This window comes from Streptomyces sp. NPDC048462 (assembly GCF_043200175.1).
Classification (GTDB): domain Bacteria; phylum Actinomycetota; class Actinomycetes; order Streptomycetales; family Streptomycetaceae; genus Streptomyces.
Genome location: NZ_JBICXG010000019.1, coordinates 36,161 through 58,099 on the forward strand (window position 1 = coordinate 36,161; position 21,939 = coordinate 58,099).

The 21,939-nt window shown below is 72.5% G+C and carries 17 protein-coding genes; 8 read left to right on the forward strand and 9 right to left on the reverse strand.

All coding sequences use genetic code 11. The features are described from left to right. Positions 1 to 157: 157 nt before the first annotated feature. The 7 genes from ACGFU6_RS27325 to ACGFU6_RS27355 are packed head-to-tail and all read right to left on the reverse strand — an operon-like array spanning position 158 to position 7,974. Positions 158 to 985 carry an HpcH/HpaI aldolase/citrate lyase family protein gene (locus ACGFU6_RS27325; RefSeq protein ID WP_393614632.1) on the reverse strand — a complete coding sequence of 276 codons (828 nt, stop codon included), beginning with the start codon at positions 983 to 985 and terminating at the stop codon, positions 158 to 160. Further along, a complete protein-coding gene (locus ACGFU6_RS27330; RefSeq protein WP_393614634.1) occupies positions 982 to 2,181 on the reverse strand; it encodes a CaiB/BaiF CoA transferase family protein in 1,200 nt (399 codons plus the stop codon). Before ACGFU6_RS27330 ends, ACGFU6_RS27325 begins: the two co-directional genes overlap by 4 nt. Continuing rightward, positions 2,178 to 3,062: a ribokinase gene (gene rbsK, locus ACGFU6_RS27335; protein ID WP_393614636.1), complete on the reverse strand. Its 885-nt coding sequence runs from the start codon at positions 3,060 to 3,062 to the stop codon at positions 2,178 to 2,180. Before rbsK ends, ACGFU6_RS27330 begins: the two co-directional genes overlap by 4 nt. Further along, complete coding sequence (locus tag ACGFU6_RS27340) at positions 3,059 to 4,441, reverse strand: ADP-ribosylglycohydrolase family protein (RefSeq protein WP_393614638.1); 1,383 nt, start codon at positions 4,439 to 4,441, stop codon at positions 3,059 to 3,061. The genes rbsK and ACGFU6_RS27340 overlap by 4 nt, the downstream gene beginning before the upstream one ends. Then, positions 4,438 to 5,640, reverse strand: a complete 1,203-nt coding sequence (locus ACGFU6_RS27345) for an ADP-ribosylglycohydrolase family protein (protein WP_393614639.1) — start codon at positions 5,638 to 5,640, stop codon at positions 4,438 to 4,440. The genes ACGFU6_RS27340 and ACGFU6_RS27345 overlap by 4 nt, the downstream gene beginning before the upstream one ends. Next, positions 5,567 to 6,787 carry an ADP-ribosylglycohydrolase family protein gene (locus ACGFU6_RS27350; protein WP_393614641.1) on the reverse strand — a complete coding sequence of 407 codons (1,221 nt, stop codon included), beginning with the start codon at positions 6,785 to 6,787 and terminating at the stop codon, positions 5,567 to 5,569. The genes ACGFU6_RS27345 and ACGFU6_RS27350 overlap by 74 nt, the downstream gene beginning before the upstream one ends. Beyond that, positions 6,784 to 7,974, reverse strand: a complete 1,191-nt coding sequence (locus tag ACGFU6_RS27355; RefSeq protein WP_393614780.1) for an ADP-ribosylglycohydrolase family protein — start codon at positions 7,972 to 7,974, stop codon at positions 6,784 to 6,786. Before ACGFU6_RS27355 ends, ACGFU6_RS27350 begins: the two co-directional genes overlap by 4 nt. A 264-nt stretch (positions 7,975 to 8,238) precedes the next feature. Here ACGFU6_RS27355 and ACGFU6_RS27360 point away from each other — a divergent pair, with 264 nt between their 5' ends. The 3 genes from ACGFU6_RS27360 (at position 8,239) to ACGFU6_RS27370 (ending at position 15,401) form a co-directional block, all read left to right on the forward strand. Then, a complete protein-coding gene (locus ACGFU6_RS27360; protein WP_393614642.1) occupies positions 8,239 to 8,973 on the forward strand; it encodes a VIT1/CCC1 transporter family protein in 735 nt (244 codons plus the stop codon). A 415-nt stretch (positions 8,974 to 9,388) separates the two neighbouring features. Continuing rightward, the gene (gene gltB / locus ACGFU6_RS27365) at positions 9,389 to 13,948 is read left to right on the forward strand and encodes a glutamate synthase large subunit (RefSeq protein ID WP_393614643.1); all 4,560 of its coding nucleotides are present in this window, start codon (positions 9,389 to 9,391) and stop codon (positions 13,946 to 13,948) included. After that, positions 13,941 to 15,401, forward strand: coding sequence for a glutamate synthase subunit beta (locus tag ACGFU6_RS27370; RefSeq protein ID WP_393614644.1), 1,461 nt, complete (start codon positions 13,941 to 13,943; stop codon positions 15,399 to 15,401). The genes gltB and ACGFU6_RS27370 overlap by 8 nt, the downstream gene beginning before the upstream one ends. A gap of 118 nt (positions 15,402 to 15,519) precedes the next feature. Here the strand turns inward: ACGFU6_RS27370 and ACGFU6_RS27375 are convergent, their stop codons facing one another. Next, positions 15,520 to 16,443 (reverse strand): rhomboid family intramembrane serine protease, encoded by a 924-nt coding sequence (locus tag ACGFU6_RS27375; protein ID WP_393614645.1) that lies wholly within the window; start codon positions 16,441 to 16,443, stop codon positions 15,520 to 15,522. Positions 16,444 to 16,586: 143 nt separating this feature from the next. Here ACGFU6_RS27375 and ACGFU6_RS27380 point away from each other — a divergent pair, with 143 nt between their 5' ends. The 5 genes from ACGFU6_RS27380 to ACGFU6_RS27400 all read left to right on the forward strand — a co-directional run bounded on the left by ACGFU6_RS27380 (position 16,587) and on the right by ACGFU6_RS27400 (position 20,782). Then, a complete protein-coding gene (locus ACGFU6_RS27380; protein ID WP_393614647.1) occupies positions 16,587 to 17,165 on the forward strand; it encodes a HutD family protein in 579 nt (192 codons plus the stop codon). Positions 17,166 to 17,258: 93 nt separating this feature from the next. Next, positions 17,259 to 17,765 (forward strand): pyridoxamine 5'-phosphate oxidase family protein, encoded by a 507-nt coding sequence (locus ACGFU6_RS27385; protein ID WP_393614648.1) that lies wholly within the window; start codon positions 17,259 to 17,261, stop codon positions 17,763 to 17,765. Between the two features lie 67 nt (positions 17,766 to 17,832). Further along, positions 17,833 to 18,444: a TetR/AcrR family transcriptional regulator gene (locus tag ACGFU6_RS27390; protein WP_393614649.1), complete on the forward strand. Its 612-nt coding sequence runs from the start codon at positions 17,833 to 17,835 to the stop codon at positions 18,442 to 18,444. A gap of 305 nt (positions 18,445 to 18,749) precedes the next feature. Further along, on the forward strand, positions 18,750 to 18,953 hold the full coding sequence (locus tag ACGFU6_RS27395; protein ID WP_015607926.1) for a cold-shock protein: 204 nt from the start codon (positions 18,750 to 18,752) through the stop codon (positions 18,951 to 18,953). 242 nt (positions 18,954 to 19,195) lie between these two features. Then, positions 19,196 to 20,782 (forward strand): DEAD/DEAH box helicase, encoded by a 1,587-nt coding sequence (locus tag ACGFU6_RS27400; RefSeq protein ID WP_393614650.1) that lies wholly within the window; start codon positions 19,196 to 19,198, stop codon positions 20,780 to 20,782. Between the two features lie 140 nt (positions 20,783 to 20,922). Here the strand turns inward: ACGFU6_RS27400 and ACGFU6_RS27405 are convergent, their stop codons facing one another. Beyond that, positions 20,923 to 21,897 carry an ankyrin repeat domain-containing protein gene (locus ACGFU6_RS27405; RefSeq protein WP_393614652.1) on the reverse strand — a complete coding sequence of 325 codons (975 nt, stop codon included), beginning with the start codon at positions 21,895 to 21,897 and terminating at the stop codon, positions 20,923 to 20,925. Positions 21,898 to 21,939: the final 42 nt, after the last annotated feature.

A 21,939-nucleotide genomic window follows, 5' to 3' on the forward strand; every position in this document is an offset into this window, starting at 1 on the left:
TTGAATTCGCTCGCCGTGATCGCGTCTCTGCGGGCCGTGGTGTCCTCAATCGCCGGACAGGCTTGAGTTCGCTGCCCGTAGCCGGTTTTCCGCAGGATGCCGCACAACCCAGCCCCTCCGGCGATTGAGGACGGAGCCAGGGGCCGGGGTTCCGGGATCAGCGGGGGCCGGACACCACCGTGCGACCCGCCAGGGCAAGCGTGCGGTGGGCCGAGGCCACCACCGCCGCGTCCACGAAGCGGCCGTCCGGCAGGGCCAGCGCGCCCGCCTCCGTCCGGGCCGCCTCGACGATCTCCTGGGCCGCCTCGATCTCCTGCGGCGTCGGCCGGAACGCCCGCTCGATCACCGGGAGCTGCCGGGGGTGGATCGCCGCCCGGCCAAGGAAACCCAGCGCCCGGCCGTGCGCGCAGGACGCCCACAGGCCGTCCAGGTCCCGGACGTCCGGGAACACCGACTGGGTCGGCGGGGCCAGCCCGGCAGCCCGCGCCGCGACCACCGCCCGGCTGCGCGACCAGTCGAGCCCCGTGTCGTCCCGCACCCCCAGATCGGCCCGGAGATCCGCCTCGCCCAGCGCGATGGACCGGACCTGGGGATGGGCGGCGGCCACCGAGTACGCGTGCTCGATGCCGAGCGCCGACTCCAGCAGGGGGCAGAGCGCGACCCCGGGGGCCAGCGCCGCGATGTGATGGACGGAGGCCGCGTGGGTGATCTTCGGCAGCCGCAGTTCCGCGAGGCCCGGGAGCCCGGCCAGGGCCGTCACGTCGGTCTCGGTGTGAACCCGGACGTGGAGCGGCGCCGCTCCGGCGTCGGCAGGTTCGGCGAGGAGTTCGGCGGTGGCCGCCCGCGCGTACTCCTTGCGGTCGGGGGCGACCGCGTCCTCCAGGTCCACGATCACCACGTCCGCCCCCGAGGCGCGGGCCTTGCGCACCACGTCCGGCCGGTCCCCGGGGACGTACAACCAGGTGAGGGGGATCGCCGGGATCACAGGACCCGCTCCGCCCGCAGCGCCGAGATCTCCGCGCCGCTCAGTCCGAGCCCGGTGAGGATCTCCTCGGTGTCCGCCCCGTGCGGCCGCCCCGCCCAGCGGATCGCCCCGGGCGTCGCGGAGAGCCGGAAGAGGACGTTCTGCATCCGCAGCGGGCCCAGCTCGGGGTCGTCGACCTCGGTGACGGAGTCCAGCGCCCGGTACTGCGGGTCCTCCATCACGTCGCGGATGTCGTGGACCGGCGCGATGGCCGCCTCCGCCTTCTCGAACGCGGAGATCGCGTCGTCCCTGGTGTGGCGGGCGATCCAGTTGCCGACCGCCTCGTCGAGCTCCTCGCAGTGCTCGGCGCGGGTGGTGCCGGAGCCGAACCACGGTTCGTCGATCAGCTCCGCCCGTCCCACCAGACGCATCACCCGCTCCGCGACGGACTGCGCCGAGGTGGAGACGGCGACCCACTGCCCGTCCGAGGTGCGGTAGGTGTTGCGCGGGGCGTTGTTGCGCGAACGGTTGCCGGTGCGCGGCTGCACGTAACCGAGCTGGTCGTACCAGAGCGGCTGCGGGCCGAGCACCGTCAGGATCGGTTCGATGATCGCCAGGTCGACGACCTGGCCCTCACCAGTGCGCTCCCGCCCGGCCAGCGCGGTCATCACCGCGTACGCCGTGGCGATCGCCGCGATCGAGTCGGCCAGGCCGAACGGCGGCAGCGTCGGCGGCCCGTCCGGCTCCCCGGTGATCGCCGCGAATCCGCTCATGGCCTCCGCGAGGGTGCCGAAGCCGGGCCGGTGCGCGTACGGGCCGAACTGGCCGAAGCCCGTGACCCTGGCCAGCACCAGCCGGGGGTTGACGGCGTGCAGTTCCTCCCAGCCAAGACCCCACCGCTCCAGCGTGCCCGGCCGGAAGTTCTCGATGATGACGTCGGTGTCGGCGGCGAGCCGGAGCAGGATGTCGCGGCCGCCGTCCCCGGAGAGATCGAGGGTCATGGTGCGCTTGTTGCGGCCGAGCAGCTTCCACCACAGCCCGATGCCGTCCTTCGTGGGGCCGTGGCCCCGGGACGGGTCGGGGCGGCCCGGATGCTCGACCTTGATCACCTCGGCGCCGTAGTCACCGAGCATGGTGGCGCACAGGGGCCCGGCGAAGAGCGTGGCGAGGTCGATTACCCGCAGTCCGGTCAGCGGCGGCGCCGCCTGCCCGGTCATGCGGCGTCGATTTCGCTGCGGTACGGCATGGACGTCGAGGCGCCGGGCTTCTGTACGCAGAGCGCGGCGGCGGCGGAGGCCCAGGCGACGGCCTGTGGCACCGGCCGGCCCTCACCGATCGCCACCGCGAGCGTGCCGACGAAGGTGTCGCCGGCGCCGGTGGTGTCGACGGCGTGGACGTCGGGGGCGGGGAAGTGGACGGCCGTGCTGCCCCGGGCCGCGTACAGGCAGCCCTTCGAGCCGAGCGTGATCAGGACCGCGGGCACCTGGCTGAGCAGTACCTCCGCCGCCGCGTGCGGTTCGGCGTGCCCGGACAGCTCGGCCGCCTCGTGCTCATTGGGGATCAGCAGGTCGACGCAGTCCAGGAGTTCGTCGGGAAGTTCCTGTACGGGGGACGGGGTGAGGAGCACCCGTACGCCCTGGGCGTGACCGGCTCGCGCACCCTCGATCACGGCGGACATCGGCAGCTCCAGCTGGAGCAGCAGCAGGTCGGCCTCCGCGACGGCGGCGATCTCGCCCGGACCGAGCGCGGTGACGGCGCCGTTCGCGCCGGGGATGACGACGATGGCGTTGGAGCCCTTGGCGTCCACCACGATGTGCGCGGTACCGCTGGGGCCCTCTGCGGTGTGCAGCAGATCGGTGTCGACGCCCGAGTGCTCCAGGTTCTCCCGCAGCCGGAGGCCGTACTCGTCGTCGCCGACGGCGCCGATCATCATCACGTCGCCGCCCGCGCGGGCGGCGGCGACGGCCTGGTTGGCGCCCTTGCCGCCCGGGACGGTGCGGAACTCCGTTCCGGTGACGGTCTGTCCGCGCTCCGGGGCCCGGTCGACGTAGGCCACGAGGTCCATATTGGTGCTGCCGAGCACCGCGACTCTGGTCATGGGCACACTGCCTCCTGGTGGGTGAGCCGGTGGGTCAGGTCGGCGAGGGTGTCGAAGCCGACCGAGTCGAAACCGGGTACGGACGTGGCGAGACGGTTCTTCAGCGGGGTGGTCCACCGGTCGGGCAGCGCCCCGGGCCGTCCGGCCAGCAGTCCGGCGAGCGAACCGGCGGTCGCCCCGTTGGAGTCGGTGTCCCAGCCGCCGGACACCGCACGGCAGACGGAGCCGGAGAAGTCGCCGTCGGCATGGGTGAGCGCGGCGGCGAGCAGTGCCGCGTTGGGCAGTACGTGCACCCAGTGGTATCGGCCGTAGGTGTCGTGGAGGCGGTCGACGACGGTGTCGAAGCCGGCCGCGTCGTGGGCGGCGGCGATCCCGTCCCGTACCGCGCGGGCGAACCGCGAGCGCGGTGGTACGACCCGGAGCCCGGCGGCCAGACAGCCGTGCACGTCGGCCTCGCCGCCGGCCGCCTCGGCCAGTGCGGCGGCGGTGAACATGGCGCCGTACACACCGTTCCCGGTGTGCGTGAGGACCGCGTCCCGGTGGGCCTGCTCCGCCGCCCCGGCCGGGTCGCCGGGGTGGGTCCAGCCGTGCACGTCGGCCCGGATCTGCGCGCCGATCCACTCCCGGAACGGGTTGCGGTACCGGGCGGTGTCCGGCGGCTCGACGCCGTCCAGCAGATTGCGGTACGCGACCCGCTCGGCGGTGAACGTCCGGCCCGCCGGCAGCTCGTCCAGCCAGAGGCGGGCGAGGTCGGAGGTGGTGAACGAGCGGCCGTGGCGCCGGAGCAGCAGCAGGGTGAGGAGGGGGTGGTTGAGGTCGTCGTCCTCCGGCATCCCGTCGATGTTCTCCGCGAGCGAGGTGGTCGCGGAGCGCCGGTTCCAGGGGTAGGTGGCGGCCAGCGCGGGCGGCAGCCCCTTGGCGGTGAACCAGGTGTTCAGCGGCCAGTTCCCGGTGGCGCGGGCCAGCGCGCGGATGCCCTCCAGCGGCAGCTTCTCGACCGGCTTCCCGAGCAGGCAGCCCGCCGCCCGGCCCAGCCAGGCCGCGTGCAGCCGCTCGCGGTCCACGCCGCAGGGGGCCGCGCGGGAGAGCGGCCAGTGCGGGCAGGCGGACCGGATCGCGTCCAGAGCGGTCGGCTCGTCGTCGGACAACGGCGATTCCAGCAGGGCGAGTTCGTCCAGCAGGCGCCCGGCGACCGCGCGCAGTTCCGGTGGGGCGGGGTGCTCGGAGGCACCCGCGCGGTCCGGGGCGGGCGATCCGCCGGCCTCGTACCACCGGCGCTCGATGTCCCGGGCGTCGCGCCCGTCCTCGGCGGCCTGCCGCAGCTCGTGCCCGACCAGGTCCTCCGGCTGCACCCAGGTGGCCCGCACGGTGGCGGTCACGGTGTGCCCGCCAGCGCGGCGAAGGCGCTCTCGTGGCTGCGGCGGCCGGCCGTGTCGTGCGCGAACACCTCGCGGGCGACCGCCGCCAGGGTCCGGGCCGGGGCGTGCAGATCGAGGCGGCTGGCCGCGCCGACCGTGCTCACCCAGTCGGCGGGGATCGCGCGCTCGCCGTGCAGCGCGCCCGCGACGGCGCCGCTCATGGTGGCGATGGAGTCGCAGTCCCGCCCGTAGTTGACCGACCCCAGGACGGTGCGCCGGTAGTCCCCGTCCCCGACGAGCAGCATGCCGAGCGCGACGGGGAGTTCCTCGATGGCGTGCAGCCGGGACGGGCGCCGGGCGCCGAGCGAGGGGGCCCGGTAGTCGGGGCCGACGGTGTCGAAGGGCGCGACGGCCTCCCGCAGCGGGGCGAGGGCGGACTCGAAGTCGCGGTACCCGGACGCTGTTTCGCACACCGCCTCGATGGCGGACCGGGTGCCGTCCTTGGCGAGCGACAGGCAGGTCTCGACGACCGAGGCGGGCGTGGCCCCGGGTGCGCAGGCGGCGGCGACGGCGGCCGCGAAGACCCCGGCCGCCTCCCTGCCGTACGAGGACTGGTGGGCGCCCGCGACGTCCAGCGCCTCGGCGTAAGCGGCCTGCGGATGGGCGGCGTTCACCAGACCGACCGGCGCCATGTACATCGCGGCACCGCAGTTGACGATGTTTCCGGAGCCCGCCTCGCGCGGGTCGACGTGGCCGTAGTGCAGCCGGGCGACGATCCACTTCTCGGCGAGGAAGATCCGCTGGAGCGGCAGCGCCTCGGCCTCCAGCTCCGGAATCCAGCGGGGGTTCGAGATCAGCTCCGGCACGAGGTGCTCGGCGACCGAGTACGCGTCGAGGTGGCCGCGCACCTTCCCGTACACCCGGACCAGCGCATGGGTCATCAGGGTGTCGTCGGTGACGTGCCCGTCGCCCTTGTGGTACGGGGCGATGGGGCGGGCGGTGCGCCAGTCGTCGCCGTCCCAGGGGCCGACGACGCCGGTGATCCGCCCGCCGTGGCGGGCCACGATCTGCTCGGGGGGCCGTCCCTCGACCGGGCCGCCGAGCGCGTCGCCGACGGCGGCGCCGACGAGCGCGCCCGCGATGCGTTCATCGAGAGTGGGCGCCGTGGGTGTGGTGGGCGGTGCGGACCTCGTGGGCGCCGTCGGCGCTGTGGATGTCATGTCCGAATTGTCCACCCGAGGGTGCCGGTTCCGTGTCTGCCAGCAGCCCGGCGAGTTCCATCAGATCGGTGCCCGCGAAACGGGGCAGCGCGCACCCCGCCAGGGTGCGGCAGGCCTCGCGCCAGCCGTCCGGCACGGTGGCGATGCCGCCGAGCGCGCCCGTCAGCGCACCGGCCAGGGCCGGCGCCGAATCGGCGACCCGGGACAGGCAGGCGGCGGACGGTACGGCCTGCGCGATCTCGCCGCGGGCCGCGGTCGCCAGGGCGAGGGCGACCGGGACGGTCTCGGCCGCGGCGATCCCGTAGCTGTAGACGTGGTCCACGATCTGGTGCTCCAGCACCGGGACGAGGGCGAAGGCGCCGGCCGCCTCGCCGGCGAAGTCGCGGGCGATCCGGACCGCGTGGGTGGCGTTGCGGGCGATCTCGGTGCCCTCGGGGAGCTGGGCCAGCGCGGCGTTCACCGCCGTGTCCACGTCGGCCCCGCCGAGCGCCGCCGCGATCGCGGCCGCCGTCGCCCGCGCACCGTGCACCCCGTCGCCGTCCTGGGTGTAGCGCGCGTCGAACTCCGCGAGATCGGCCGCGGCCGCCGGGTCGCCGGGGTGGACGACGGCCAGGACGGCGGCCCGCACACAGGCCGCGTCGTCGAAGTAGTGCGGGTTGTCGTGGCCGGTGGCGGGCGGGCGCAGTCCGGCGGCGAGGTTGCCGAGCCCGGCCCGGACCGAGATCCGGGCCCGCAGCGGCAGCACCGCCGACTCGACCTCGGGCGCCCGTGCGGCGGCCGCGGCCACCTCGGCGGCCAGCGCGTTCCAGGCGACGTCCACCGCGGCCCGCATCCGGCTCCCGGGGGAGAGGCCGTGCAGCGGTCCCGCCGCCGAGGTCAGTACGGTCCCGGCCGCGAACGCCGCCCATTCGGCGTCGTCGGACGGGCCGAGCCGCAGCGGCTCGGGCGGCTGGTTGAGGGCGATGGGGACGGGCAGGGTGGTGGTCGCGTTCTGCTCGGCGAAGGTGTCCAGCTCGCGGGTGAGGCGACGGGTCCACTCCGGCATCCGGGCCGCCCGGTGCCGTGCGGCCGGCCATCCGGCGGCGTCCCCGGCGGCCAGCCCGAGCAGCAGCCCCTCGATCCGGGCGCGGCGGGTGGTGGCGGTCATGGCCGCACCGCCGGTGCGCCGGTGCGGAGGTCCCGGTGGCCGGCGTCGTCGCCGGCGCTCCCACCGGGCGGGGGCGCCCCGTCGCCGGGGCCGTGGCCGTGGTCCGGGAGCCGCTGTTCGTCCGGATCGGCCGGGGTGAGCAGTTCCGCGATGTCCAGGACGTGGTAGCCGCGCATCGAGGGGAGGCAGCTGCCCCGGACCGGGCCGATCGCCTCGGCCCAGTGCGCGGGGATGGCCGAGGCCCCGTGCAGCGCCCCGGCCAGCGCGCCCGCCACCGCGGCCGTCGTGTCGGCGTCGCGGCCCATGTTGACCGCGGTCAGCACCGCCGTGCGGAAGTCGCCGCGCGCCGCGGCGAACGCCCCGAAGGCCAGCCCGACCGCCTCGGGGGCCAGGTCCGTCCAGGGGTAGCCGCCGACGACGACGGCCGAGCGCACCGCGCGTTCCATGGAAAGCCGGTCGGGGTACGGGCGCTGGGCGGCGGTCACCGCGCGGCGCAGCGAACGCGCCGTCCAGGAGTCCATCGGTACGACGGAGAGCGCGGCGGCGATCACGGAGGTGACCCCGGAGCCCGTCATGGCGGCCGCGACCCCGGCCGCCACCGCCTGGCCGCCGTAGATGCCCTCGCCCTCGTGGCTGACCCGGCCGTCCACCGCGACCAGCCGGGCCGCCTCGGCGGGCCGGCCCGCCGCGAAGACGCCGAACGGCGCCGCCCGCATCGCCAGCCCGTCGCTCCAGGCGTGGCGGTGCTGGGCGGAGATCGGGGCGGCCAGTCCCCGGCGCAGGTTCTCCAGCGTGCCGCGCTCGCTGAAACCGGCACCCCGGAACGGCCCCTCGTCCAGGTCCGCGATCCACAGCCGCCAGGCCCGCTCGACGTGGGTCACGGTGAGCGCCGAGCCGTGCCGGGCCAGCAGCAGCCCGGAGAAGATCGCGTACTCGGTGTCGTCGGTGCCCGCCGGGTCGTCGCTCACGAAGCCCTCGATCCGGCCCCAGCGGCGGCGGATCTCGGAGGGCCGCATGTTCTCCGCGGGGGCGCCAAGCGCGTCGCCGACCGCGAGGCCGAGCAGCGAGCCCCTGGCCCGGTCGGCCGGTCCGCCCCGGACCGTTTCGCCGGGGGCCGGTGCCCCGCGTACCGCCGCCCGCGTGCCGTCCGTCCGCGGCGCTGCCGGATTTCCTGCGATCAGCTCCATCGCGTCGACCCTTCGCTCGTACCGAGCCAGTTCTCGTACCTGTGGGATCTGTGCCACGCGGAGACAGGACAGAGGCCGTTAATCACAACAAAAGGGCCACTCGGATGACGGCCTTCGGACAGCAAGGCAAGCCGTACCTACCTGGTCACGGACAGTGGTAAGTACGGCCTTCCTTGCTGGCGGGAGCCATTTTTCGTGCGTACTTTCGAGGGTGTCGAACGGGGTCGGAGCGGCTGAACACCGCTCCGGGAGAAGGGGAGAGCTGTGTCCATCATCGAGACCGACGCCGTACTGCACGAGGCGCACCGGGACAACCACACCCATCGCGATGTGAACGGTGGCTGGCTGCGGCCCGCGGTGTTCGGCGCCATGGACGGTCTCGTCTCGAACCTCGCCCTGATGACCGGGGTCGCGGGCGGTGACGTCTCGCACCGCACGATCGTGATCACCGGGCTGGCGGGCCTGGCCGCCGGTGCCTTCTCGATGGCGGCCGGCGAGTACACCTCCGTCGCCTCGCAGCGTGAGCTGGTGGAGGCCGAACTCGACGTCGAGCGGCGGGAGCTGCGCAAGCACCCGCTGGACGAGGAGCGGGAGCTCGCCGCGCTCTACGAGTCCCGGGGCGTCGAGTCCGCCCTCGCCCGCGAGGTCGCCCGGCAGCTGTCGCGCGACCCGGAGCAGGCCCTGGAGATCCACGCCCGCGAGGAGCTCGGCATCGACCCGGGCGACCTGCCCTCGCCGCTCGTCGCCGCCGTCTCCTCGTTCGGCGCCTTCGCGATGGGCGCCCTGCTGCCGCTGCTGCCCTACCTGCTCGGCGCGGACGCGCTGTGGCCGGCCGTGCTGCTGGCCCTGATCGGCCTCTTCGGCTGCGGCGCGGTGGTGGCCCGGGTCACGGCCCGCAGCTGGTGGTTCAGCGGACTGCGCCAGCTGGTGCTCGGCGGCGCGGCGGCCGCGCTCACCTACGGCCTGGGCATGCTCTTCGGCGTCGCCGTCGGCGGCTGAGCCGCCCGCGCACACGCCACGGGCCGGGATCGGAACCACGATCCCGGCCCGTAACGTGTGCGCCATCTGTGTGACGTACGTCCTGATCACCGTCACTGGGCAGAACGGTCCCGCGCGACGTAAAATGAGACTCTATGCAGGACTACACATAAGTAGTCGTTACCCGGCGGTTTCGTTTGCGCTTCCGCCGGGCATGAGCCGTAGACACCGCAGGCAACGACGCCTGCTCTCTGCGGTCTCCCGGGCGCCGATCCTCCGACTGCGACCCCCTCCACCGCCATCCGCGGTGTCCGTATGTTGGAACGAGCTATCCGCTTCTTGAGAAGCGTCCCATCATGTAATCTGCACGAAATTTCGCAGAGGGCCAACGTCGTCCCTCGGCTGCTCATATGCCACGACGACGACGGGAGAGCCGATGCGCACCGACGCCTGGTCGCCCATGGACGGTCGCCCCGCCCAGCAGGGGCTCTACGACCCCCGCAACGAGCACGACGCCTGTGGTGTCGGGTTCGTGGCCACACTCACCGGTGTGGCCGGCCACGAGCTGGTCGAGCAGGCGCTGACCGTACTGCGCAACCTCGAACACCGCGGCGCCACCGGATCCGAGCCCGACTCCGGTGACGGAGCCGGAATCCTGCTCCAGGTACCGGACGCCTTCCTGCGCGCAGAGGTCCCCTTCGACCTCCCCGAGGCCGGCGCCTACGCCGTCGGCATCGCGTTCCTGCCCGCGGACGACTCCACAGCGGCCGTCAAGGGTCTTGAGAAGATCGCCGCCGAAGAGGGCCTGAAGGTCCTCGGCTGGCGCGACGTCCCGGTCACCCCCGACATCCTCGGCAAGGGCGCCCGCGCCACCATGCCCGAGTTCCGCCAGCTCTTCGTCGCGGACGGCGAGAGCAGCGGCATCGTCCTGGACCGCAAGGCCTTCGTGCTGCGCAAGCGCGCCGAGCGTGAGACCGGGGTCTACTTCCCGTCGCTCTCCGCCCGCACGGTCGTCTACAAGGGAATGCTCACCACCGGGCAGCTGGAGCCGTTCTTCCCGGACCTCTCCGACGCCCGGTTCGCCACCACGGTCGCGCTGGTCCACTCGCGCTTCTCCACCAACACCTTCCCGAGCTGGCCGCTCGCCCACCCGTACCGCTTCGTCGCGCACAACGGCGAGATCAACACGGTCAAGGGCAACCGCAACTGGATGAAGGCCCGCGAGTCCCAGCTCGCCTCCAGCCTCTTCGGTACGGAGCAGCTGGACCGGATCTTCCCCGTCTGCACTCCGGACGCCTCCGACTCGGCCTCCTTCGACGAGGTCCTGGAGCTGCTCCACCTCGGCGGCCGCTCGCTGCCGCACTCGGTGCTGATGATGGTCCCCGAGGCGTGGGAGAACCACGACTCCATGGACCCGGCCCGGCGCGCCTTCTACCAGTACCACTCCACGATGATGGAGCCCTGGGACGGCCCGGCCTGCGTCACCTTCACCGACGGCGTCCAGGTCGGCGCGGTCCTCGACCGCAACGGTCTGCGCCCGGGCCGCTACTGGGTCACCGACGACGGACTCGTCGTGCTGTCCTCCGAGGTCGGCGTCCTGGACATCGACCCCGCCAAGGTCGTCCGCAAGGGCCGCCTGCAGCCCGGCAAGATGTTCCTCGTCGACACCGCCGAGCACCGCATCATCGAGGACGACGAGATCAAGGCGTCCCTCGCCGCCGAGCAGCCCTACCAGGAGTGGCTGGAGACCGGCGAGATCGAGCTGGAGGACCTCCCCGAGCGGGAGCACATCGTGCACACGCACGCCTCCGTCACCCGCCGCCAGCAGACCTTCGGCTACACCGAGGAAGAGCTCCGCGTCATCCTCGCCCCGATGGCCCGCACCGCCGGCGAACCGCTCGGCTCCATGGGCACCGACTCGCCGATCGCCGCGCTGTCCGCCCGGCCCCGGCTGCTCTTCGACTACTTCACCCAGCTGTTCGCCCAGGTCACCAACCCGCCGCTGGACGCCATCCGCGAGGAGCTCGTCACCTCGCTGCGCTCCACGCTCGGCCCGGCCGGCAACATCCTGGAGCCGACCGCCGCGGCCTGCCGCAGCGTCACGCTGCCGTTCCCGGTGATCGACAACGACGAGCTGGCCAAGCTCATACACATCAACGCCGACGGCGACATGCCGGGCATGAAGGCCGCCACGCTCTCCGGCCTCTACCGGGTCGGCGGCGGCGGCGAGTCGCTCGCCGCGCGGATCGACGAGATCTGTACGGAGGTCGACGCCGCCATAGAGGACGGCGCCCGCCTCATCGTCCTGTCCGACCGGCACTCCGACGCCGAGCACGCGCCGATCCCCTCGCTGCTGCTCACCTCGGCCGTCCACCACCACCTCATCCGCACCAAGCAGCGCACCCAGGTGGGCCTGCTGGTCGAGGCCGGTGACGTCCGCGAGGTCCACCACGTCGCGCTGCTGATCGGCTTCGGCGCCGCCGCGGTCAACCCGTACCTGGCCATGGAGTCCGTCGAGGACCTGGTCCGGGCCGGCACCTTCATCGAGGGCATCGAGGCCGAGCAGGCCATCCGCAACCTCATCTACGCACTGGGCAAGGGCGTCCTGAAGGTGATGTCCAAGATGGGCATCTCCACCGTCGCCTCCTACCGCGGCGCCCAGGTCTTCGAGGCCGTCGGCCTGGACGAGGAATTCGTCGCCCAGTACTTCAACGGCACCGCCACCAAGATCGGCGGCGCCGGACTCGACATCGTCGCCAAGGAGGTCGCCGCCCGGCACGCCAAGGGCTACCCGGCCACCGGCATCTCCGCCTCGCACCGCGCGCTGGAGATCGGCGGCGAGTACCAGTGGCGCCGCGAGGGCGAACCGCACCTGTTCGACCCGGACACGGTCTTCCGCCTCCAGCACGCCACCCGCAACCGCCGCTACGACATCTTCAAGCAGTACACGGGCCGGGTGAACGAGCAGTCCGAGCGCCTGATGACGCTGCGCGGCCTGTTCGGCTTCACCTCGGACCGCGAGGCCATCGACATCGACGAGGTCGAGTCCGTCTCCGACCTCGTCAAGCGCTTCTCGACCGGCGCCATGTCCTACGGCTCGATCTCCCGCGAGGCGCACGAGACCCTCGCCATCGCCATGAACCAGCTGGGCGGCAAGTCCAACACCGGTGAGGGCGGCGAGGACGCCGACCGGCTCTACGACCCGGCGCGCCGCTCCTCCATCAAGCAGGTCGCCTCCGGCCGCTTCGGTGTCACCAGCGAGTACCTGGTCAACGCGGACGACATCCAGATCAAGATGGCGCAGGGCGCCAAGCCCGGCGAGGGCGGCCAGCTGCCCGGCCACAAGGTCTACCCGTGGGTCGCCAAGACCCGCCACTCCACCCCCGGCGTCGGTCTGATCTCCCCGCCGCCGCACCACGACATCTACTCCATCGAGGACCTGGCTCAGCTGATCCACGACCTCAAGAACGCCAACCCGGCGGCCCGCATCCACGTGAAGCTGGTCTCCGAGGTCGGCGTCGGCACGGTCGCCGCCGGTGTCTCCAAGGCACACGCGGACGTCGTGCTCATCTCCGGCCACGACGGCGGAACGGGCGCCTCCCCGCTCACCTCGCTCAAGCACGCGGGCGGCCCCTGGGAGCTCGGCCTCGCCGAGACCCAGCAGACGCTGCTGCTCAACGGCCTGCGCGACCGCATCGTCGTGCAGACCGACGGCCAGCTCAAGACCGGCCGCGACGTCGTCATCGCCGCACTGCTGGGCGCCGAGGAGTTCGGCTTCGCGACCGCGCCCCTCGTCGTCTCCGGCTGCGTCATGATGCGCGTCTGCCACCTGGACACCTGCCCCGTCGGCATCGCCACCCAGAACCCGGTCCTGCGGGACCGCTTCTCCGGCAAGGCCGAGTACATCGTCAACTTCTTCGAGTTCATCGCCCAGGAAGTCCGCGAGATCCTCGCCGAGCTCGGCTTCCGTACGATCGAGGAGGCCGTCGGCCACGCCGAGCTGCTCGACACCGACCGGGCGGTCACGCACTGGAAGGCGCAGGGCCTCGACCTGGCCCCGCTGTTCCACGTCCCCGAGCTGGCCGACGGCGCCGTCCGCCACCAGATCGCGGAGCAGGACCACGGGCTGGACAAGGCGCTGGACAACGAGCTGATCAAGCTCGCCTCCGACGCGCTGAAGGCCGACAGCGCCGAGGCCGCCCAGCCGGTCCGCGCGCAGATCGCGATCCGCAACATCAACCGGACCGTCGGCACCATGCTCGGCCACGAGGTCACGAAGAAGTTCGGCGGTGCGGGTCTGCCCGAGGACACCATCGACATCACCTTCACCGGCTCCGCCGGCCAGTCCTTCGGTGCCTTCCTCCCCGGCGGTGTCACGCTGCGCCTGGAGGGCGACGCCAACGACTACGTCGGCAAGGGCCTCTCCGGCGGCCGCGTCATCGTCCGCCCGGACCGGGGCGCCGACCACCTCGCGGAGTACTCCACCATCGCGGGCAACACCATCGCCTACGGCGCCACCGGCGGCGAGCTGTTCCTGCGCGGCCGCACCGGCGAGCGCTTCTGCGTCCGCAACTCCGGCGCCACGGTCGTCTCGGAAGGCGTGGGAGACCACGGCTGCGAGTACATGACCGGCGGACAGGCCGTCGTGCTCGGTGAGACCGGGCGCAACTTCGCGGCCGGCATGTCCGGCGGCGTCGCCTACGTCATCGACCTGAAGCCCGACCACGTCAACGCCGGCAACCTCGGCGCGGTCGAGGAGCTCTCCGACACCGACCGGCAGTGGCTGCACGATGTCGTGCGCCGCCACCAGGAGGAGACCGGATCCACGGTCGCCGAGAAGCTCCTCGCCGAGTGGGACACCGCCGTGACCCGCTTCAGCAAGATCATCCCGTCCACCTACAAGGCAGTGCTCGCCGCCAAGGACGCCGCTGAGCTCGCCGGTCTCTCCGAGCAGGAGACCACCGAGAAGATGATGGAGGCGGCGACCAATGGCTGACCCCAAGGGCTTCCTGACCACCGGCCGCGAGGTCGCCCAGACCCGCCCCGTCGACGAGCGCGTCAAGGACTGGAACGAGGTCTACGTTCCGGGCTCGCTGCTCCCGATCATCAGCAAGCAGGCCGGCCGCTGCATGGACTGCGGCATTCCGTTCTGCCACCAGGGCTGCCCGCTCGGAAACCTCATCCCCGAGTGGAACGACTACGCCTACCGCGAGGACTGGACCGCCGCGTCCGAGCGGCTGCACGCCACGAACAACTTCCCGGAGTTCACCGGGCGGCTCTGCCCCGCCCCGTGCGAGTCGGCGTGCGTGCTCGGCATCAACCAGCCGGCCGTCACCATCAAGAACGTCGAAGTCTCCATCATCGACCAGGCGTGGGACCGGGGCGACGTCACGCCGCAGCCGCCCGAGCGCCTCTCCGGCAAGACCGTCGCCGTCATCGGCTCCGGCCCGGCCGGACTCGCCGCCGCCCAGCAGCTGACCCGGGCCGGCCACACGGTCGCCGTCTACGAGCGCGCGGACCGCATCGGGGGACTCCTGCGGTACGGCATCCCCGAGTTCAAGATGGAGAAGTCGCACATCAACCGCCGCATCGAGCAGATGCGCGCGGAGGGCACCAAGTTCCGCACCGAGACCGAGGTCGGCAAGGACGTCGACGCCGCGAAGCTGCGCCGCCGTTACGACGCCGTCGTCATCGCCGCCGGTGCCACCGTCTCCCGCGACCTGCCCGTCCCGGGCCGTGAGCTGAACGGTGTGCACTTCGCGATGGAGTACCTGCCGCTCGCCAACAAGGTGCAGGAGGGCGACCTGACGGTCTCCCCGATCACCGCCGAGGGCAAGCACGTCGTCGTCATCGGCGGCGGCGACACCGGCGCCGACTGCGTCGGCACCGCCCACCGGCAGGGCGCGCTCTCCGTCACCCAGCTGGAGATCATGCCCCGGCCGGGCGAGGACCGGAACGCCAGCCAGCCGTGGCCGACCTTCCCGATGCTCTACAAGGTCACCTCCGCGCACGAGGAGGGCGGCGAGCGGATCTACGCCGTCTCCACCACCCACTTCGAGGGCGACGAGGACGGCAACGTCCAGTCGCTCCACCTCATCGAGGTGGAGTTCAAGGACGGCAAGCTGGAGCAGAAGACCGGCACCGAGCGCGTGATCCCCGCACAGCTGGTCACCCTCGCCATGGGCTTCACCGGCACCGACCAGGCCAATGGTCTGGTCCAGCAGTTCGGCCTGGAACTGGATGCCCGTGGCAACGTCGCCCGCGACGACCAGTACGCTACGAACGTCGACGGCGTCTTCGTCGCCGGTGACGCCGGCCGCGGCCAGTCCCTCATCGTGTGGGCCATCGCCGAGGGCCGCTCCGCGGCACGCGGCGTGGACCGTTTCCTGACCGGGGCCAGCGCGCTGCCGGCCCCGATCCGCCCGACGGACCGTTCCATGATGGTCTGATCACGGCACACAGACGTCCCGTACAACGGCGTACGGAACTGAACGCGGCGCCTGCCCGTCCCCGACCGGACGATTCGGCAGGCGCCGTGGCGCATCCCGGGGCGGGCGCGCGGCAGGCTCAGCCCGTCAGCGCCGAGGTCTTGAGCACCACCAGCAGCACCAGCACCGCGGACAGCACCACGCACCCGGCGGCCTGGACCGCCGTACGGCGCTCCGCCGGGGCGTACGCGTAGACGACCGTGACGAGCGCACCGGTCAGCAGCCCGCCCAGATGGCCCTGCCACGAGGTGAACCCGGCGGAGACCACCATCCACACCAGGAACCCGGCCAGGAACCGGTTCACCGCGCGCATGTCCCGGCCCAGCCGCCGGCTGATGACGTAGAAGGCCGCCGCGAGCCCGAAGACCGCACCCGAGGCGCCCACCGCGGTGTCCAGCGGCGCGATCAGGTACACCAGCACCGAACCGCCCAGCGCGGACAGCAGGTACAGCGCCAGGAAGCGGACCCGGCCCAGCTGCTCCTCGACGACCCGGCCCAGGTTCCACAGCGCGTACATGTTGAAGGCGATGTGCAGCACCCCGAACGGCACCGGGCCGAGGGCGGAGTCGCCGGGCGGCAGGTGCAGGAAGGCGCCGGTCAGCAGCCGGTACCACTCACCGCCCACCACCCCGCTCACGTCGAAGCCGGGGATGCCGCCGCTCTCGTAGACGTACCGGACCCCGTCCGGACCGGTCAGCTCCGCACCCGTCATCCCGAACCGGTCCACGATGCCCGGGCGCACCAGCTCGGCCAGGTACACCAGGATGTTCAGGCCCATCAGTACGCAGGTGACGAGCGGAACCGCGGTCCGGGCCACCGACCCGCCGAATACCGTCCGCGCCTGCCGGACGGAGCGCCGCCCCTCCTTCACGCACTCCACGCAGTGGTGGCCGACCGCCGCCTCGCGCATGCAGTCCGGGCAGATGAAGCGCTCGCAGCGGGTGCAGCTCACATACGTCTCGTACGCGGGATGGCGGTAGCACGTGGTGATGGCGGCCTCCATGGCCGGCTCCTTCATCGGTGAACGGGCAAGAGCGGCCGGTGGGGGCGGCGGCGATCAAGATAGCGAACCCCCGGGGAGCCGGTTCCAGCAGGCCCCGGGCCGTAGGCTCGTCGTCCCTGCCCCCGTCGAACCGGAGCATCCGCATGACCTCTGAGGCGTTCCGAATCCTGCGCGCGGCGGGCCGGGCCCCGGCCCCCTGGAAGAACGGCGGGGGAGTCACCCGCGAGATCGCCGCGTCGCCCGGCCGGGACGGCGGCGGCTTCGACTGGCGGGTCAGCCTCGCGGACGTCACCGAGGACGGGCCGTTCTCCGCGTTCCCCGGCGTGGACCGCACCCTGACCGTGGTGGAGGGGGCCGGGATGGACCTCATGGTGGACGGTGAGCACCACATCGTCGACGAGCCGTACTGGCCCCACGGCTTCCCGGGCGACGTGGCGACCGACGGACGGCTGCTGGCGGGTCCGGTGCTCAACCTCAACGTGATGTACCGCAGGGACCGTGCGCGGGCCGAGGTGGCGGTCGTACGCGGCACCCTGCGGCTGACGGCGCCCGAGGGCGGGGCGGTACTGGCCGTGGCGCTGGATGACAGCGCCGTCGTCGACGGTACGGACACCGTGCTCGGCCGATACGACGCGGTGTCGCTGCACGGCCGGGCGTCGTGCGTGCTGCGGACGCACGGGTACGCGGCGCTGATCACGCTGTCGGGACCCGGGCCGGCCTGAACGGCGGCCGAACGGGTGGTCGGGGACGGCCGCCGGCGAAATCCGGCCTCAATCCCGACAGGGGATGTCGGGATTAAGGGTTTCGATGAACTCATGACATCGAACTCCTGGGCAGATTTCCGGACCGCGGAGCCCGACTTCGCCGACACCGTGCGGCAGCGCTTCGAGAAGTACAGGCACCACGTCCTGGCGACCATCCGCAAGGACGGTTCGCCCAGGGTGACCGGCCTGGAGGTGGAGTTCCGGCTGGACGAGCCCTTCCTCGGCATGATGCCGAACTCCCGCAAGGCGCTGGACCTGCTCCGCGACCCGCGCTTCGCCGTGCACGCCAACCCCGGCCCGGACGCCGAGATGGCCGACGGGGACGCCCGGATCTCCGGCCGGGCGGTGGAGGTCACCGACCCCGCGGTGCTGGCCCGCTTCATCGAGGAGGTGGTGCCGCCACAGCCCTTCCACCTCTTCCGGCTGGAGCTGACCGAGGTGATGTACACCGGTATCGAGGGCGGCGACACCCTGGTCATCCGGGTGTGGCGGCCCGGGAAGCCGCTGCGCTCCTTCCGCCGGGGCAACGACGAGGCCACCCTGGCCGAGATCTCCTGAAGGGCCAGATCCCGTCGGCGGGCGCCCGTATGACGGCGGGGGAGACGGCCGGGCGGAGAATGGGCGGGTGCCTACCAAGAAGAAGCCACAGGCGACGCCTTCCCCCGAGCGGCGCGGCGAGCTGCTCGCCATCGCCGCCGAGGTGTTCGCCGCGCAGGGATACAACGCCACGACCGTCCGCCGGATCGCGGACGCGGCCGGAATGCTCGCGGGCAGCCTCTACTACCACTTCGATTCGAAGGAATCGATGGTCGACGAGATCCTCTCCACCTTCCTGAACGAGCTGTGGGAGGGGTATGACGCGGTACTCGAAGCCGGGCTCGGCCCCAGGGAGACCATCGAGGCGCTCGTCACCGAGTCCTTCCGCGAGATCGACCGGCACCGCGCCGCCGTCGCCATCTACCAGAAGGAGTCCCAGCACCTGGCGGCGCAGCCGAAGTTCCAGTACCTCGTCGACTCCCAGCAGAAGTTCGAGAAGGCCTGGCTGGGCACCCTGGAGCGCGGCGTCGCCGACCGGGTCTTCCGTGCCGACCTGGACATCCGGCTCACCTACCGGTTCGTCCGCGACACCGTCTGGGTCGCCGCGTCCTGGTACCGGCCGGGCGGCCGGCACAGCCCCGAGGAGATCGCCCGCCAGTACCTGTCGATGGTCCTGGACGGGATCGCCGTGCGCGGCTGAGGCGGCGCGGCGCCCGGGGCGTCCGGAGTCTTCGGCGATCTTCGAACGGCTCCGGCCCTTGCGCCCCATGGGTTCACCCGGGAAACAGCCGGCCGGCGGCGTGGCGTGTCCCACCGCTGGTCGGCAGATCGTGCTACGGTGGTCCGGTTGCAGTTTTGGTACCCATGAACTTTATGTGCGCCTGACGGGAATGCTTCCTCAGGCGCTTTATTGTTTTCCGGCTTTCTCCGGGTGGGGCTCAATGCGGCGACTTGGAATTCGTAAAGTGCGGATTTCCGGCACTGCACCTGTTTTAGGAGAATGACATGGCTACTGGAACCGTGAAGTGGTTCAACTCGGAAAAGGGCTTCGGCTTCATCGAGCAGGACGGCGGCGGCGCTGACGTCTTCGCCCACTACTCCAACATTGCCACCCAGGGCTTCCGTGAGCTCCAGGAGGGCCAGAAGGTCTCCTTCGACGTCACGCAGGGCCAGAAGGGCCCGCAGGCGGAGAACATCGTCCCGGCCTAATTGCCGGACGCGTACCTCGCAGCCGGGGCCCGCACCGTGAAGGTGCGGGTCCCGGCTTGTGCTGTCCCTGGGAAGTACGTAACCTCCGGGCGCCCAACGGCGCCCCGCACCGGGTGCGACGAAGCACCCCGGGTGTCCCGGGCCCCCGCGCACCGCGTGCAGTGTCCGCATTCCGCGCGGGCCCCCGAAAAGTCCCAGCAGTCCCACGTAGTTCCCAGGAATCCCCAGGAGGGCAATTCCGTATGACCCGCTCCGAACGTCAGGACCGTCCCGCCCGCAATCGCCCGTCGAGGGGGCGTGGCACGGCCCAGGCAAAGGCAACCGCACAGGGTTCCGGCAAGGGATCCGGCAAGGCGTCGCCGCGTCGCAAGGCCACGCCGCCGCAGGGTGAGTTCGCCCTGCCCGAAACCATGACCCCCGCACTGCCCGCCGTCGAGGCGTTCGCCGAGCTGGACATGCCCGCCGCCCTGCTGAAAACCCTTGCCGCGCAGGGCGTCACCGACCCCTTCCCGATCCAGGGCGCCACCCTGCCGAACTCGCTCGCCGGCCGGGACATCCTCGGCCGCGGCCGTACCGGCTCCGGCAAGACCCTGGCCTTCGGCCTCGCGCTGCTCGCCCGTACCGCCGGACGGCGCTCCGAGCCGAAGGCGCCGCTCGTCCTCGTCCTCGTCCCGACCCGCGAGCTCGCCCAGCAGGTCACCGACGCGCTGACCCCCTACGCCACCTCGGTCAACCTGCGGATGGCCACGGTCGTCGGCGGGATGTCGATCAGCAAGCAGTCCGGCACCCTGCGCCGGGGCGCCGAAGTGCTCGTCGCCACGCCGGGCCGGCTCAAGGACCTCATCGAACGCGGCGACTGCCGCCTCGACCAGGTCGCCATCACCGTCCTCGACGAGGCCGACCAGATGGCCGACATGGGCTTCATGCCGCAGGTCGTCGCCCTGCTCAAGCAGGTCGAGCCGGACGGGCAGCGGATGCTCTTCTCCGCGACCCTGGACAAGAACATCGACCGGCTGGTCAAGATGTTCCTGACCGACCCCGTCGTGCACTCGGTCGACCCGTCCGCCGGCGCCGTCACCACCATGGAGCACCACGTGCTCCACGTGCTCGACGAGACCGACAAGAAGGCCGTCGCCACGAAGATCGCCGCCCGCGAGGGCCGGGTGATCATGTTCGTCGACACCAAGCGTGCCGCCGACCGCTTCGCCAAGCGGCTGCTCGCCAGCGGCGTCCGCGCCGCGGCCCTGCACGGCGGCCGCTCGCAGCCGCAGCGCAACCGGACCCTGGACCAGTTCAAGAACGGCCAGGTCACCGCGCTCGTCGCGACGAACGTGGCGGCGCGCGGCATCCATGTCGACGACCTCGACCTGGTCGTCAACGTGGACCCGCCCACCGACCACAAGGACTACCTCCACCGCGGCGGGCGCACGGCGCGCGCCGGGGAGTCCGGCAGCGTCGTCACGCTGGTGCTGCCCGAGGAGAAGCGGGAGATGACCCGGCTGATGCAGGACGCCGGCATCGCGCCGCGCACCACCCGGATCAAGTCCACCGACGAGGAGCTCGCCCGGATCACCGGCGCGCGCGAGCCGTCGGGCATCGCCATCGTGGTCGAGATCCCGCAGCCGACCCAGCCGAAGCCGCGTACGCGGTCCGGCGGGGGTTCGGGCGCGGGGACGGGCGGCGGTTTCCGCTCGGGGACGCGTGGGCGTGGCCGGCGCGGATCCGGAGCCGGGGGCGCGGGTGGCGCCGGTAGCGGGACCGGGGGCGCGGCCCGCTCGGGCGGCTCCGGCCGCAGCGGCGCCCCTGCGCGCGGCCGCCGCGCGGCGTAGCCGGTAGCTCTTCAGCCCGTCCGGCGGTTGGAGGGACGGAGCGGCACCCGGGTGATCCCGGGGCGTCGGGTCCGTCCTCAATCGCCGGACGGGCTTGTCTGTGCGCGACGGGCTTGTCGTGTGCTGGGCGGATTCGTGAGTCAGCCGAGCCGCGCCAGCACGTCCGCGCCGAACGCCCGGCGCAACGGATCATCCGCCGCGCACCACGCGGCCGCCGCCTGCCGGGTCTCCTCGTCGCCGCGCTCACGCAGCGCCTCCGCCGAGGACTGCCAGTTGTCCAGGTCCGGGCCGCCCGAGCGCAGCGCCCGGCGGGCCAGCTCCTCGAACGGGGCGAGCAGCCCCAGCTCGCTCTCCAGGAGCGTGGCGATCGCGCCGTGCCCCGTCTGCTGGTCCTGGCCCGCGAACGGCTCCCCGTCGCCCCGGACCAGCTCGACGATCAGCGTCTCGCCGCCGTCGACGACGGTGCGGCGCACTGATACGCGGTGCGCGTCGGTGTCCCCGTACGCGTCGAGCAGCCCGCCGCGCATCTCCTGCTCCAGATCCACGGCCAGCATGCGGCGCGCCTCGCCGAGCGCCTCCTCAAGGGCCCCGTCCGGTGCTCCCGCGCCGTGGTGCAGCAGCGCCCGCACCGTCTCCAGGGAGCCCCTGCGGGCGGCCAGGAGGAGCGGCGCCTCGCCGCCCGGCCCCGGCAGGCAGGGGTCGGCGCCGTGGGCGAGCAGGGCGCGGGCGGTCCGCGCGTGGCCGAGCCCCACCGCCCAGCGCAGCGCCGTGAACCCGAACTGCTCGCGCAGATCCGGCCGGGCCCCGGCCGACAGCAGCGCCTCGGCCACCTCGGTGTGACCGCCGCAGGCCGCCCCGCAGATCGGCAGGTCACCCGCTTCCGGACCGCAGGCCCGGTCCGGATCGGCGCCGGCCGCGAGGAGCAGCCGCACCACGCCCGGCCGGTCCGAGACCGCCGCCAGGTAGAGCGCGCTGGCCCCGTCCTCGTCGGTCGACTCGGCGGGCACACCGGCGCGGAGCAGCCGTACGACGGCGTCCTCGCCCTCGTACACCGCGTCGAACAGGCTCTGCCCGCCCGCCGCCGGGTACACCCGCGTCATCGGATCTTCTGTCACATTTCGACTGTAATACCTTTTGAGCCAAGGCCTGTTACGGGT